Origin of the sequence: Psychromonas ingrahamii 37 (assembly GCF_000015285.1) — a bacterium.
GTDB lineage: Bacteria > Pseudomonadota > Gammaproteobacteria > Enterobacterales > Psychromonadaceae > Psychromonas > Psychromonas ingrahamii.
Map to the genome: position 1 here is coordinate 267,791 of NC_008709.1, position 14,575 is coordinate 282,365.

Annotated in this window: 10 protein-coding genes and 3 tRNA genes; 8 read left to right on the top strand and 5 right to left on the bottom strand. The window is 41.1% G+C overall.

Going from position 1 to position 14,575, the window contains the following annotated elements:
* Positions 1-5 precede the first annotated feature (5 nt).
* The 3 genes from nhaA (PING_RS01130) to leuA form a co-directional block, all read right to left on the bottom strand.
* Positions 6-1,325 (bottom strand): Na+/H+ antiporter NhaA, encoded by a 1,320-nt coding sequence (gene nhaA / locus PING_RS01130; protein WP_011768640.1) that lies wholly within the window; start codon positions 1,323-1,325, stop codon positions 6-8.
* Between the two features lie 422 nt (positions 1,326-1,747).
* Complete coding sequence (locus PING_RS01135; RefSeq protein ID WP_041766771.1) at positions 1,748-2,380, bottom strand: MBL fold metallo-hydrolase; 633 nt, start codon at positions 2,378-2,380, stop codon at positions 1,748-1,750.
* Positions 2,381-2,511: 131 nt separating this feature from the next.
* Positions 2,512-4,071, bottom strand: a complete 1,560-nt coding sequence (gene leuA, locus PING_RS01140) for a 2-isopropylmalate synthase (RefSeq protein ID WP_011768642.1) — start codon at positions 4,069-4,071, stop codon at positions 2,512-2,514.
* A gap of 611 nt (positions 4,072-4,682) precedes the next feature.
* Between leuA and msrB the strand changes: the two genes are divergently transcribed.
* The 7 genes from msrB (at position 4,683) to PING_RS20335 (ending at position 8,494) form a co-directional block, all read left to right on the top strand.
* On the top strand, positions 4,683-5,129 hold the full coding sequence (gene msrB / locus PING_RS01145) for a peptide-methionine (R)-S-oxide reductase MsrB (protein ID WP_011768643.1): 447 nt from the start codon (positions 4,683-4,685) through the stop codon (positions 5,127-5,129).
* A 347-nt stretch (positions 5,130-5,476) separates the two neighbouring features.
* Positions 5,477-6,544: a UDP-N-acetylmuramate dehydrogenase gene (gene murB, locus PING_RS01150; RefSeq protein WP_408635110.1), complete on the top strand. Its 1,068-nt coding sequence runs from the start codon at positions 5,477-5,479 to the stop codon at positions 6,542-6,544.
* Positions 6,532-7,500, top strand: a complete 969-nt coding sequence (birA, locus tag PING_RS01155) for a bifunctional biotin--[acetyl-CoA-carboxylase] ligase/biotin operon repressor BirA (protein WP_011768645.1) — start codon at positions 6,532-6,534, stop codon at positions 7,498-7,500. The genes murB and birA overlap by 13 nt, the downstream gene beginning before the upstream one ends.
* A gap of 334 nt (positions 7,501-7,834) precedes the next feature.
* A tRNA-Thr gene (locus tag PING_RS01165) sits at positions 7,835-7,910 on the top strand.
* A 10-nt stretch (positions 7,911-7,920) separates the two neighbouring features.
* Positions 7,921-8,004 (top strand) — tRNA-Tyr (locus PING_RS01170).
* Positions 8,005-8,115: 111 nt separating this feature from the next.
* A tRNA-Gly gene (locus PING_RS01175) sits at positions 8,116-8,190 on the top strand.
* A gap of 142 nt (positions 8,191-8,332) precedes the next feature.
* Positions 8,333-8,494, top strand: a complete 162-nt coding sequence (locus tag PING_RS20335; RefSeq protein ID WP_157035280.1) for a hypothetical protein — start codon at positions 8,333-8,335, stop codon at positions 8,492-8,494.
* Positions 8,495-8,621: 127 nt separating this feature from the next.
* Here PING_RS20335 and PING_RS01180 read toward each other — a convergent pair whose 3' ends face one another.
* Positions 8,622-10,982, bottom strand: a complete 2,361-nt coding sequence (locus PING_RS01180; RefSeq protein ID WP_011768647.1) for an EAL domain-containing protein — start codon at positions 10,980-10,982, stop codon at positions 8,622-8,624.
* A gap of 914 nt (positions 10,983-11,896) precedes the next feature.
* Here PING_RS01180 and nhaA (PING_RS01185) point away from each other — a divergent pair.
* Positions 11,897-13,324: a Na+/H+ antiporter NhaA gene (gene nhaA, locus PING_RS01185; protein ID WP_011768648.1), complete on the top strand. Its 1,428-nt coding sequence runs from the start codon at positions 11,897-11,899 to the stop codon at positions 13,322-13,324.
* 300 nt (positions 13,325-13,624) lie between these two features.
* Here the strand turns inward: nhaA (PING_RS01185) and PING_RS01190 are convergent, their stop codons facing one another.
* Entirely contained in the window at positions 13,625-14,308 is a 684-nt protein-coding gene (locus PING_RS01190) for an SDR family oxidoreductase (RefSeq protein WP_011768649.1), read from the bottom strand.
* Between the last annotated feature and the right edge of the window lie 267 nt (positions 14,309-14,575).

Here is a 14,575-nt window from a genome sequence, read left to right on the forward strand (position 1 = left end):
AATCTCTAACTATTTAATTTATTGTCTTTTTTGATAACCGGGGCGCTGATCAAAATCAGATAACCTACAATACCGGATATGATTGATGCTAACAGCACGGCAACTTTAGCGACAATCTTCTGCTCTGGCTCAGAGAAGGCCAGGTCGCTAATAAAGAGCGACATAGTAAACCCCATACCTGCTAAGAAACCGGTCCCGATAATATGCCTCCATGTGACACCCTCCGGGAGTTGGCCCAATTTTAAAAGGGTCAGAAGCTTAGCGAACAGAAAAATACCCAGAGGTTTACCAATAATAAGGCCGGCTGCAATGCCTAACACAATAGGGTTAGTTAACTCTGCCAGCATGCTGTCATCCACAATAACACCGGCATTACCCAGTGCGAATAATGGCACAATAAACAGGGCTGAAATAGGGTGCAGTGCTTCTTCTTTAAGTTGTAAAGGGTTCGATGCCTGATAACTTAAATCTCTGATTTCGCGTAAAGATGAAATGGCATTTTTAGTTAATACATCGGCTTTATTGTGGCGTTCCTTGTCCAAGCCGCTAAGTAACCCTTTAGCCGTAATTAAATAATTTCCCATGGATATTTCCCGGCGAGAAGGGATAGTAAACGCGACAGCAACGCCCGCAATAGTCGCATGGACCCCAGAAGCTAAAAAACTGATCCAGACAATGATTAAACCAATAGAGTAATAAACTAAGCGGTTGCGTACACCCATTTTATTGGCGACTGCCAGGACAATTAATCCTAAGAAACCAACCAGCAATTCATTAACAAAGATTTGCTCGGTATAGAAGATGGCAATAACCAATACTGCCATTAAATCATCACCGATCGCCAATGCCGATAGAAATATTTTTAAAGAAAGAGGGACACGACTGCCGACCATTGCCAGCACACCTAATGCAAAGGCAATATCCGTTGCCATTGGGATACCCCAGCCATTAACCGTATCAGTCCCTGCATTGAAAAAATAATAGATGCTGGCGGGAAGAACAACTCCCCCTAAGGCGGAAAATAATGGTAAAGCGGCTTTTTTAAGGGTAGAAAGGTCATCATCTAAGAGTTCACGTTTCATTTCTAAGCCAATGAAAAAGAAGAAAATCGCCATCAAGAATTCATTTACAATTTGATGGAGACTAATCGAATAGATAGTGGCGCTAAATCCTGAAGAAACCGAGAATAGAGCATCATGCCAAGCGTGATGGTAGAGAGAGGGGGCTAAATTTGCCCAGAACAGTGCAGTCGTTGCTGCAATAATTAAAAGAATACCACCTGTTATGGGGCTGTGTAACCAGGACCATTTACCGCGAGAACTCATTGTTACTCCTAAAAAAATAATGCTGCCAATCCAGAAAAATATCCAATCAAGCCTGTTAACCGTCATTTTTTTGTTATTGATTTTACGGTGTTATTTCAGGCGAATCTCCCGAAGGGCAAGGTGATAAACGACGATCTTCGTTGTTAGAAAGCTTTGATTTAGAATAACTAGATCATCAGCCTTCTGCCTAGAATTTCATCATTTATCGTCTTGCTGATTCTTGCATCTTCAAATAATTTGGGTATATACATCTGAATGTTGGCATTAGGGCGTTTTAATTTTAAATAATACTGATTTACATAAAAAAGAAAAGATTAATTCGACTTACGAAGTGAAAAATAGAAATTGCCTGATTTAAAAAAGAAATATTTTGCAAACCAATATTTTATAAAGAGACAGGCTTAAAAGATTATCACCATCATTTACAAACGTAAAAAAGGATTGCTTGCTTTCTCTTTGCCAATAGTAGTAGTGGGTCCATGCCCCGGATAAACCGTTGTTTCAGGCGGTAGTGTTAATAATTTTTCTTTAATGCCACTGACAAGTAAGGAGCGATTACCACGCGGGAAATCAAAACGACCAATGCCGCCGTTGAATAAGATATCACCAACAATAACCTGTTTGCTTTGCTTATCATACAGGGCAATATGGCCAGGTGTATGGCCTGGTATACGCAGTACTTTTAGTTTTATTTTACCGACTTCCAGCACTTCTCCTTCTGTCAACCATCGGTTTGGAGAAAAACTTTCCGTTGTGGGTAAACCAAAACGCCGACTTTGCGCTTCTAATTGCTCTAACCAGAATAGATCTTCTTTTTCTGGGCCGATCACTGGTACATTCAATTTGCCAGCAACGGCCTGAGTGCCACCGACATGGTCTAAATGACCATGAGTTAATATAATTTTATCAACTTTAACACCTTGTTTTTCAACAATATTTAAAATACGCAACGGATCGCCCCCGGGATCAACGATGGCGGCAATTTTTGTTTCCTCACAAATAATCAGACTGCAGTTTTGCTGATAGGGAGTAACGGGTATAACTATAATTTTCATGCTGTTATTACTCATAGAAATAAAAAAAGGCAACCCATTGGTTACCTTATGAATTCGCAAATCATCTGAAACTATATACCCAAACTACTTAATGGTTCTTATGACGGCATTCTCAAGTAATTTGAGTATCATTAAACCTGATCAATATGAATAAGCTGTTCTTTTTCGATGGCAACGGCTTTTGCCAAATGGATATGATTCATAACATGCACCATCGCTTTAGTAGATGATTCTATAATATCCGTTGATAAGCCTAAACCGTGAAATTTCTGACCGTTGTAGGTGGCGACAATATCGACCTGGCCAAGTGCATCTTTACCGGCACCTTTTGCATTAATATGGTAATCATCCATATTAATATCTAAACCTGAAATCCGCATTAGACATTGGTATGCAGCATCAATAGGCCCATTCCCAGTAGCTGCTTCAACTACTTTTTTATCCTCACCAATACTCATCACAATGGTGGCCGTCGCAACTAATCCTGAACCGGACTGGACATTAATACTTTCCAGTCTGTAGTGCTGCGGATCCGAATCGACTTTATTAAAGAACATTAAGGCTTCTAAATCATAATCGAAGACTTGTCCTTTTTTATCTGCGAGTTCTACAAAACTAGCATACAACTGTTCCAGGTCATAATCTGTATCACGGTAGCCTAATTCCTGCATACGATGCTGGATAACATGGCGGCCGGAGCGGGAAGTTAAATTTAACTTATTGGTTGAAATACCGACACTTTCAGGGGTCATAATCTCATAGGTATTCTGTGATTTTAGAACACCATCCTGGTGAATACCCGAGGAGTGTGAAAACGCATTAGCACCGACAATCGCCTTGTTTGCTTGAATGGGCATATTACACAGTTGGCTGACCAGCTGGCTGGTACGCGAAATTTCCATGGGATTGACATTGGTAGTAAATCCCAACTTATCTTTGCGGGTCTGTAAAATCATGGCCACTTCTTCAAGTGAGCAGTTCCCTGCACGTTCACCAAGACCATTCATAGTGCATTCAATTTGACGCGCACCATTTTCAACCGCGGTAATCGAGTTGGCCACGGACATACCTAAATCGTCATGACAATGCACTGAAATAATGGCTTGATCTATATTAGGTACGCGATTAAATAAGGTTTTGATAATGCCGCCAAATTCACTCGGATAGGTATAACCCACGGTATCCGGAATGTTAATGGTGGTTGCGCCCGCTTTAATGGCTTCCTCCACGATCCGGCATAAGTTGTCGATTGGGGTACGACCGGCATCTTCACAGGAAAATTCAACATCATCGGTATAATTACGTGCATGTTTTACTGCATTAATACCCATCTCTAAGACCGCATCAAAGGTGCGTTTTAATTTATTTTCTACATGAATAGTGGACGTTGAAATAAAAGTATGGATACGGAAGGCATCCGCCCCTTTTAATGCATTCCACGCAGCATCAATATCTTTTGGCAATGCCCGGGATAATCCACAGACACGGCTATTTTTAATTTCTCTGGCAATGGTTTTTACCGACTCAAAATCACCGGGTGAGGAGATCGGAAAACCAACCTCCATTACATCAACACCTAAACGTTCGAGAGCAAATGCGATCTGTAGTTTTTCTTTAACGGTCAGGCTAGCACTTAATGCCTGCTCTCCATCACGAAGTGTCGTGTCGAAAATTATTACTTGATCGGACATAAAATATCCCTCTTTTTATTAATATTATGTAGTTATTATGGATATAAAAAAACCCGCGCAGGGCACGGGTTTTTGGAAATTTAACTGATTTTATTCAGCCACCGATCACCCGTACGCATTTTGCATCAGGAGTAAGGATAGCAGGATAGGGCAGAACAATTTCATCAGTTAGTCTCAAAAATTAGTTTATCTATATCAGAAAGTAAATTAGTACCGTTTTTTATTATATTCGTCAAGCAGTTCTTAACAATAAGTTTACAAATTAAGCTGGAGTTTTGATATTATTTGATCAGTACCGCTAAACGTAATTTGGGTATATACCCATGATACTTCAAGATGCAAAGTCAGTAAGGCAAATTGTGCCGAGATGCTAGGCATAAAATTGAAGTATAGTTATTCTACATAGAGATTTTATAACAACGCAGATGGGTACAATTCGCCTTACCCTACGGGGCGCTAGCTCGAAAACCAGCGCTGCGTTGCACCAATCGCAAAGGGAATAACCATTACCTCATGTTGCGTCTTGCTCTGGTCTCCGATCTTGCGCCTGACAAAGCATCTTGAAGTAACATGGGTATTAATAATGATCACAATGATAATGAAGGTGAAAAATGACTGACTATAAAAAACCAGATGAGCAAAAGTTACGCGAACAATTAAATAACGTTCAGTATCAAGTGACTCAGCAAGACGCTACGGAGCCACCTTTTGATAATGACTATTGGGACAATCATGCTGCTGGCATTTATGTTGATATTGTTTCTGGAGAGCCTCTATTTAGCTCGCTAGATAAATTTGATGCACACTGCGGATGGCCTAGTTTTACGCAACCCCTGCAACCAAAAAAAGTGCTAGAAAAGGTCGACACACAATTATTTGCCACACGAACGGAAGTGCGCAGTGCTATTGCGGATTCACATTTAGGGCATGTTTTTGACGATGGCCCCGCACCCGGTGGATTGCGTTATTGTATCAATTCGGCCTCACTGCGTTTTATTAAGCTTGAGGATATGGCCGAACAGGGTTATCAAGAATTTCTTTATCTTTTTGATAAATAATATAAATTTATTGATATCAGCCCCCGATAGGCAGTTTTTCTTAGGTAATAGACTGACTGCTGAGTGAGGCTCAGCTTGATAACCCTGTTTTTGTGGTTATAAAGGGCAGACTATTTTTTGAATCGCGGCAGGTGTTTTTATCTGCTGCGGTAGCATTAAACCAAGCTGTCAATGAGATGTTTTCACCCACTCTGTTTTCTCTCTGGTTATTATTGTCGCGTGAGCATTTTGTTTGAACGACAGGTATAAGGTAAACTCAGTGGAGATACCTAAACGACTTGAAGATGCCGATGCCTGCTTCTTTCATAATTTGTATCTTCAGGGTTTACACTTCACATAGCGGGATAATGATGATCGAAACTAATACTTCTCTCAAGGCTTTTAATACTTTTTCTATTGATGTTAACGCACAAATATTATTTCATTTTAACAATCTTAAACAGATTCCCGAACTGTTAGACTTGGTGAAAACTACCCGCGCGGACAATAAGCCTGTCTTAATTTTAGGCGGCGGCAGTAATATATTGTTCTGTGAAGATTTTACAGGCTTAGTGATTAAGGTTGATTTGTCGGGCGTTGATATAACTGAATCTGCTGATAGTTATTTATTAAAAGTCGCAGCGGGGGAGAACTGGCATAAGTTAGTCGCCGACTGTATTGATAAAGGCATCAATGGATTGGAAAACTTAGCCTTGATCCCAGGGGTTGTTGGCGCCGCACCGGTGCAAAATATCGGTGCCTATGGCACAGAATTTAAAGATTTTTGTGAGTCGGTTGAATATCTTGATTTGAATTCGGGCGCATTACATTGTTTGAGCGCCAAAGAGTGTTTATTTGCCTACCGTGACAGTATTTTTAAAACACTAAAAATGCAGGATGCATTAATCACCAGAGTAACCCTTAAATTGACTAAGGACTGGCAAGCGCAGAATCAATATGGCCGTTTGAAAAATGCAGCCGAATCGGCTCAAAAACTGAGTGCAAAACAGATTTTTACCTCTGTCTGTCAAATTCGCAGTGAAAAATTACCCGATCCCGCCAAGTTGGGTAATGCAGGCAGTTTTTTTAAAAATCCATTAGTAACAGCGCCGCAAGCAGAGCAGTTACTGGCTTTATATCCGCATATGCCCCATTACCCGCAGCCGGATGGGCAAGTAAAATTAGCGGCAGGGTGGCTTATCGAGCAGGCCAATCTAAAAGGCGCTCATATTGGTGGTGCGGCTGTGCATCAGCAGCAAGCCTTGGTATTAATTAACCAAAACAATGCCTGCGCTGCAGATGTTATTCAATTGGCAAATTTAGTGCGGACAACAGTAAAAGAAAAATTTAATATAAACTTAGAACACGAAGTGCGCTTTATCTGCGCGATGGGCGAGAGCAACTTAACAGAGGCGGTTAACAAATGTCGGAACTGAATGAACAGGGTAATATTCTTTTAACGTTACTTGCCGATGGAGAGTTTCATTCGGGTGAAAAAATAGGCGAACTTCTAGGTGTTTCGCGTACCTCGGTTAATAACTATATCAAAGGGTTACAAGGGATTGGCGTTGATATTTATAAAGTCCCCGGGCGTGGTTATCAAAGTGCTACGCTGATTAAATTATTAAATGAGCAGAAAATTCGCCAACTTTGTGGGTATGACAATATAAAAGTTGAGCAAATTGTTGATTCGACAAATCAAATTTTATTAGATCAAATCCCTCATTTAGAAAATGGGCAAACATGTATTGCTGAATATCAGTTAGCAGGAAGGGGAAGGCGAGGCCGTACTTGGGTTTCACCCTTTGCTTCTCATCTGTATTTTTCATTTTATTGGTATTTCGATTCGGGTATAGATAAAATCTCGGGGCTGAGTTTACTGGTGGGTATCGCAGTAGTTAATACGCTGGAAAAAATGGGCATACAGGGCGTTTCATTAAAGTGGCCAAACGATATTTATTACCAGGGAAAAAAATTGGCGGGTATTTTAATTGAGTTAAATGCCCAGGCAACAGCCGCTTGCCACTGCGTGATAGGGATCGGTATTAATATCAAAATGCCGCCTGAGCAGGCGAAATTAATAAACCAACCCTGGGCTGATTTAAATGCATTAATACCAACGGGTGTGGATCGCAACGAATTAAGTGCCATTTTAATTAAAGAGCTGCAATATTTATTACCCCGTTATGAAAAATCTGGTTTAACGCCCTATTTATCCCGCTGGTTTGAATTAGATTGTTTTTTAGATAAAAAAGTCAACTTACTGATTGCAGACACCATCACTATGGGCATCTGCCGCGGTGTTAATAGACATGGCGCGCTGTTATTGGAAATAGAGGGTCAAGTTAAAGAGTTCATCGGTGGAGAGATTTCTTTACGTTTGGCAAATTAACCGAGTTGGTTTTGATCCCCTTGAAAAGTCAGTATGTACAATGATCAGGGATTTTTATCACTTGCTGTTTTGCCCTGCTGCCTGAATATAATTATTTTATCTTTAAGGCGAATGGTTTTAACCCTTTTTTTAGCCCGTTGAGCAGAGAAGCCCAAGTTTATATAACGTTGCCATAAAATCAAACTGACCGGAAAACAGGAGGTTGTTTGATTTGTAAACGAAAAGAGGCATTGTTGATTTTTTTTTAAGCAAACAGTCAATAAATGCCAAGTATTTCCAAGAAAGGCTTGCAAGCCTTGCCCAACTTCTCTATTATTCGCACCACTTAGACGGAGCCGACTTAGCTCAGTTGGTAGAGCAACTGACTTGTAATCAGTAGGTCACCAGTTCGATTCCGGTAGTCGGCACCATTTAAGTCTAGGAGGGGTTCCCGAGCGGCCAAAGGGAGCAGATTGTAAATCTGCCGCGAAAGCTTCGATGGTTCGAATCCGTCCCCCTCCACCATATTTATTTCACAAGGCCGCATTGTGAAAAGCAGCGCATTTACGCACTGCAACGTAAAATACAATGCTTGGCATTGTTTTTTACTATTTGGAATACAATTTAAAATATTATGCGGGCATCGTATAATGGCTATTACTCCAGCCTTCCAAGCTGATAATGCGGGTTCGATTCCCGCTGCCCGCTCCAATTATTCTTAGTAATAAGAATCTTAAAAATCAACCTTGCATGGTTGATTTTTGCGTTTTAGCCTCCTTGAAAAATACCCGTAAAATAATGTTAGTAACCAAACGCTGTCCAACCCATTTTTGGGTTCATAGAATTTGGGTGCATGGAAACTGCTGGTGGAATTACAGCCGCTAAAATTCTGACCTTCGGTTTTTATTCGCAAGCTGATAAAATTTCCCTCTTTAACATTCCCATAGCATGGCAACAGAACTCTCAGCTTAACACTGACGAATTGCCGCAAATGTTGATCAATATTGAACGATAGGGGGACTTTGATAGTGATTTAAATTATCTGGATTTGATTGCTTAACCTCTTATTTTACTTAGTTTTCCTAGCAGTTATTCACCCTTATTTATCCTTTAAGTAGGTGTAAAGTTAAGATATAACAGCCCTAGGCTTGTCGTTTTGATTTCATTTGTATCACCTGATGCTGTTTGTCATACAGCCAGTCTTTGAGCTCGCTTAAGGGCATAGGTTTAGCAAAATAATAACCTTGAATCTGGGAGCAGCCTAAATCCATTAATCTATCCAGCTCGACTTGGGTCTCGACGCCTTCTGCAATAATATTCAGACCCAATTCGTTGCCTATGTTGATAATATTTCTAGCCATAATATCATCACCCATGCCTAGCGAAGTCACAAAGCTGCGATCGATTTTTAGCGTATCAAAAGGCAGATTATTGAGACGATCGAGCGAAGAATATCCTGTGCCAAAGTCATCTAAGTGAAATTTTAAACCATGCTCAACCAGTTTTTGCATCATAGGTAAAATATCTGTTTCCGTCTCCACTACCATACTTTCGGTCAGCTCTAAATGGAAAGCCGACGTGGGCAACTGATATTTATTTAGGCAGGAGGTGATCTCGGTAAATAAATTCCTATCCCTGAATTGTTTGACCGATAGGTTAATATTGCATTGAAGATTCGGATGTTCTACCCGTAACTCCTGCAGAGCGCAGCCCACCTTGTCGAATAATTGTTGCCCCAGTGGTATAATCATTCCTGTTATTTCAGCAATATTAATAAACTCTTCCGGTGGCACAAATTCTCCGGCAAGTGACCAGCGTGATAGCGCCTCCATATTTACCACCTCCCCGCTGTTCAAATCAACTATCGGTTGAAACCACACTTCAAGCTGATCATCATTAAGTGCGGAATGGAGTGCCTGTTCTAACAGCACCCGGCGGGAAACCGTATCGAGCAGAGCCATTTTAAAAATGGTCACTTGTCCCTTACCACGTCGTTTAGCTTCGTACATCGCTAAATCAGCATATCTGATCAGATTTTCTTTGCAGAGGCCATTATTGACTGCCGTTAGCCCGATCGAAGCCCTTAAGATCAAGTCTTGACCGTTTTGTTTGAAGGGCTGAGTGATTGTGTCCAGCAGTCGCTCGGCAAAAGATTGTGCCATCTCCAGTCCAACGCCATCGAGCAGGATAGCGAACTCATCACCGCCTAAGCGAACAACCGTATCGTAATTGCGTACTTGTGAGAGCATGCGCAGGGACATAAGTTTAAGAATATCGTCTCCCGCATTGTGTCCCAGTCCATCATTGAGTAATTTGAATTCATCGAGATCAATAAGTAAAAGAGTACTGATAAAAGTTGGATGGCGTTTCTGCCGGTTTATATTGGCATCGAGTTGTGCCATCAATAAGCGTCGGTTACCTAATCCCGTAAGGGGATCATGGTCTGCAAGAAAACTCATCTCTTTATGCCTCACTTCCACTTCAGACATTAACTCATTCAAAGCAAAAGCAAGATTATCAAGTTCATCGTTATTTTTAATCGGCCAACGTACAGGCTGTTGTGGTGACAATCGATGCTTATCCGCAAGCTGAGAAAAAATATGCAGCCTTTTTAGAATCCTAAAATGAAGGCATAGATAAATACCCAGCAATGAAAAGAGTGTCAAGCCCGCAACACTGCTCCCCAATAATACAAAGCTCATGTAACGTTCTTTTTTTAAATGTGTTGTCCCCTGTATTTCAATCATAGCGGGTAAATTTTTCAGGTTTTTGCTGACTACCCAGGCTGGCTCGTCCAAGTCTGATAAATACTGCACCTTAAAGTTTGCTTTATTGTTTTCAAGCTGCGGCAGTAAAGTAAAATCGACCGAGGTTAAAGATCTGAATCCATCTAATATAGCGCTATCAAAATGACGAAAAAACAACAGATAACCGCTTGGGGGTCTTGATTCATTAGAATCTGTGATGGTCACGCCAGAAACAAAAGTGGCTTGATCATTAAGCCAAAATAGCGCCGTGTTGGCTGTCGGTTTATCGGCAGTCATTAAAGCTGGTAACAAAGGAGACAATACCGATCTCATCTTTGCGGGCATGGGAATAAGAGCATCATCGGAAAGTATCATGGGGGGAGCCGCAAAGGAGCCATCCAGTCTGGCAATAAGATAGCCGCTGATCTTATTGTTCGCGAGCGATATTGGGGTAAAGTTTTCTTCTATATAAACAGGATAGTCGCCTGATACGAATGCTTCTGTATCATCCCAATGGGCATAGTCTTTTATTTGCAGTTCGAATGAGAGTTGATTCTGTTTTAGCACTCCGGCAACTCTTTTTAATTCGTTTTCATAATAGCTAACGTCAAAAGCATCGAAGCTTGTGGCGAGCTGGCTATATGCTCCCCACCAAAATAATGTTCCAATACTGACTAATAACCCCGTCATAAAAATTAACATGCAGCGACCCAGGCTGGTTTGATCTATCTTGCGAGATTTTAAAATTCGATCCATGGATTTAGTCCTTAGGTTCAATCGCTGATATTCAAAATTGAACAATATGCTCAATGTGACAGAAGAAATAAGCCAGTTAACTATATTTTTGTGATTTTATCACTTTTTTATAATTATTTTTCCGTGCCTTATTCCGATTATGTGAAGTAAAATAGTTAATTTGTCAGTTCCATTTACTGTTGTTCCCCCCCTGTGCCTGAAAATATCAGCATATAAAATATTAAAGTGGTTTTATTTAACTAAGTATTATTTTCCAGTTCTCTTTTAGCAAAAATGCTCTCTTTAGAGGGATGTAAAAATATTCTAAGGTACTATATGCCCTAAATAACCTCGGCTAATGTCAGCGATGCTCGCTTATTCTCGGAAACGAGCATTAATAGTTCATGCTTAAATTCTTTCAATAGCGAACGTAACACATGCCCCTTTTCGGGAATCTAATGGTGAATGGTGAATGGTGAATGCGGAGTGGCGGGCGTATTACTTGGTTCACAATAGTGAAAAGTTAAAATAAAGCCTGGATTAGGCCAAAGGCTGATCCCTAGTATCAAGTAAATATAAACTGCCTTGATTTTTTTAAGCTGAGAAGCTGGAAATGAGAATTTCTACAGCTGAGTTGGGTAGCCAACCTGAAATTGAACAGTTATTATCTAAGTTCAACCGGGAAGTAAGGACGACCTCAGCGACCTATCCAATTCAGGGGACAGCCTCATATATAAGGTTAACTATATGGTTTGGTTAATCCTTTTTATTGCTGTAAATATTGTACTTTTAGGTTTTTCGTTGAGAATCTTACTGTTAAGTCTGTAGAGTGGTATAGAGACTTTTGCCGCGCGGCGTTATAGTTGTGGTTATGGTTGGCTGGCGTTAAGTTTTTATAAGTAGCGAGCTCTTAGCCGGACCTTAGGTTCGATATAATGAACCTTCGAATCGTTTATCTGCGCAGCTTAAATATACAAGGGCTTACTAAAATGACCGATGACAAAAATAATTTACTGCACCGTGGCCTTGATAATATTCAGCCTCCTTTTTCAAACTTTATCCGCGCGCAGGCAACGGCCAGTGTGTTTCTTCTGGTTGCAACGATTACTGCTCTGTGGTGGGCAAATTCAGATTATTCATCTACCTATCAGATGCTAAAGCATATGCAGATTGGTTTTTTTCTGGGCGATATCGAGCTGCAGGCTTCACTTAAACATATTATTAATGATGGTTTGATGGTTATCTTTTTCTTCTTTATCGGGCTTGAGATAAAACGTGAAGTGCTCGCCGGGGATCTCGCTATCGCAGAAAATCGGCGCATGTTGATTCTTTGTGCTCTCGGTGGGATGATTTGTCCGGCTGTTATCTATTCATTATTTAACTGGTCACTTGATTCTCAGATTGGCTGGGGGATCCCGATGGCAACCGATACGGCATTTGCATTAGGTGCGCTGACCCTAGTTAGAAAACATATTCCCATCAGTTTGTTAGCTTTTCTCGTTGGCCTTGCCATTGTAGACGATGTTGGTGCGATAGTCGTGATTGCATTATTCTATACACAGGAGATATCTGTCATTTTCCTGTCGATCTCATTTTCCCTGATCGCGTTTTTGGCCATCGCTAATTATGCTGGTGTCCTCCGGCCAATTTTCTATATTCTGATCGGGATTGCCGCTTGGTGGACGATGCTTAAATCTGGCGTTCATCCCACTTTTGCCGGCGTCGCCATTGCTTTAACCGTACCCGCACGACCCATGTTACCGCCAGATGAATTACTCTCTAAGGTGAAAGCTAAAATTACAGCAATGAAGAAGAACAAAGGTCATCAACTCGATGCGCTTGCTAATCGAGAGGATCATGAACAAGTGCTGGATGTTCGTGATTTTGCAGAACATGGCAGTGCTCCCCTGCGCCGCTGGGAAGATGCATTGGACTTACCCGTCTCATTATTTGTCCTGCCACTGTTTGCTCTGGTTAATGCCGGTGTGGAAGTTAGCTTCAGTTCACTTATCGAAACCCTTCAGCATTCAGTTGGGTTGGGTATTGTGATTGGGTTGGTTATTGGTAAATTTGTTGGCATTTCCGGTGCATGCTGGCTTGGTCTGCGCTACAAAATAGGGAGTTTACCGGAGGGCATTAATATGCAGCACGTGATAGGTATGTCACTGATAGCCGGTATTGGCTTTACCATGTCGACATTTATAGCCACACTGGGCTTTGACTCGCAACCTGAATATCTTCAAAGCGCCAAAGGATCTATTTTGTTCGCCTCACTTCTTTCTGCCATTCTGGGTCTGTTATATCTCCGGATTATTGCTGCAAAAAAAGCACCCAATTCTGCATCAAAAAACGGAGAGAATTAGCCGCAATCTTATGTTAAGGAGTCCAGTGACTTATATTAAGATTTTAAAGGCAGCAATAGGAGTGCAGATAAAATATCACTATAATCGAACCGTCAAAGGTGTACGGTTCGTGAAAATTAAAAGAAATACATAGGTTAGAGAAGAGCATATTGGAGAGGGGATCGATTTTGGGCTCTTTAAATAAAGAACTTATCGATGGGGGCCTGCAATGGTAGGCAATTAGCACAATTTAGGCTAGTACAATCCTAAGGGGATGCCCGAGTCACTCTCCCGGGCTTTTAATTTCTTTTTTAGTTTTGACTATTCCAGCTCAACCATAGGACGGCAAGTCAATTCATGGATCACGACATCGATGGGATTGCTGAGTAATTGGCTAACCAGTGTTGCTACGCTCGCAGGCTGCATATATTGCGGACGTTCCTGCTCGCGGAAGGCGGTATTCATTCCTCCGGGGTAAACGGCAGTTACTTTGATACCATGGGGCTGTGCTTCTTTCATTAAGACATTATTCAACCCGGCAAATCCCTGTTTCATTGCGCTATAAATACTCATGGTTGGATTACTGCGTTTAGCTGCCGTACTGACAATATTGATAATATAACCATGCTCTTTAGGTAACATCTGCTGCATTGCTTCCCGGCAAAGTAAATAAGGCGCACGTAAATTGACTGCATACTGTTGTTCAAACTCTTCTAATGTTGTCTCGGCTAATTCGCATTTTCGTGAATTCATGCCGGCATTATTAATAAGCACATCAATATGGCCCAGCGCTTTTGTGGCTTTCTGAAAAATTTCAACTGCAGCTTCTGCTTGGCTGAGGTCGCAACTGACCCCTAAGCAGCCTGTTTGCTGCATAAGTTGCTGCAGCTGAGTTTCATCACGTCCGGTTGCAAAGACTTTATATCCTTTGCTGCAAAGATCTATTACTAGTGCTCGACCTAGGCCCTTTGTAGCACCAGTAATAAATACCGTTTGATAATTCATGTTTTTGCTTCCTTAGGTTAATTAGCAATTAAAAGCATCAGCCGTGATGCGTTACCTTTTTAATAGAGCAACAAACGGCTAAGTACTTTGCGCAGCGCTTAAAGTTATTTTGTAACAGAATCATACCCCTGTGCTGCCATTAAGGAAATATTAATGCATTCTAGGTGTTTTATTTTAAGCCAAAAGAGGGGGATTTAAGTGAATATTAATTTTATGAACGGGCTCGGGCTGTAGAAAAATAGTTAATCTGCTTGCTCTAAATCAGAT

Excerpts from the sequence above, each read along its gene's own strand:
- nhaA (WP_011768640.1), bottom strand. The coding sequence starts at position 1,325 with ATGAGTTCTCGCGGTAAATGGTCCTGGTTACACAGCCCCATAACAGGT.
- PING_RS01135 (WP_041766771.1), bottom strand. The coding sequence starts at position 2,380 with ATGAAAATTATAGTTATACCCGTTACTCCCTATCAGCAAAACTGCAGT.
- leuA (WP_011768642.1), bottom strand. The coding sequence starts at position 4,071 with ATGTCCGATCAAGTAATAATTTTCGACACGACACTTCGTGATGGAGAG.
- msrB (WP_011768643.1), top strand. The coding sequence starts at position 4,683 with ATGACTGACTATAAAAAACCAGATGAGCAAAAGTTACGCGAACAATTA.
- murB (WP_408635110.1), top strand. The coding sequence starts at position 5,477 with ATGATGATCGAAACTAATACTTCTCTCAAGGCTTTTAATACTTTTTCT.
- birA (WP_011768645.1), top strand. The coding sequence starts at position 6,532 with ATGTCGGAACTGAATGAACAGGGTAATATTCTTTTAACGTTACTTGCC.
- PING_RS20335 (WP_157035280.1), top strand. The coding sequence starts at position 8,333 with ATGGAAACTGCTGGTGGAATTACAGCCGCTAAAATTCTGACCTTCGGT.
- PING_RS01180 (WP_011768647.1), bottom strand. The coding sequence starts at position 10,982 with ATGGATCGAATTTTAAAATCTCGCAAGATAGATCAAACCAGCCTGGGT.
- nhaA (WP_011768648.1), top strand. The coding sequence starts at position 11,897 with ATGAACCTTCGAATCGTTTATCTGCGCAGCTTAAATATACAAGGGCTT.
- PING_RS01190 (WP_011768649.1), bottom strand. The coding sequence starts at position 14,308 with ATGAATTATCAAACGGTATTTATTACTGGTGCTACAAAGGGCCTAGGT.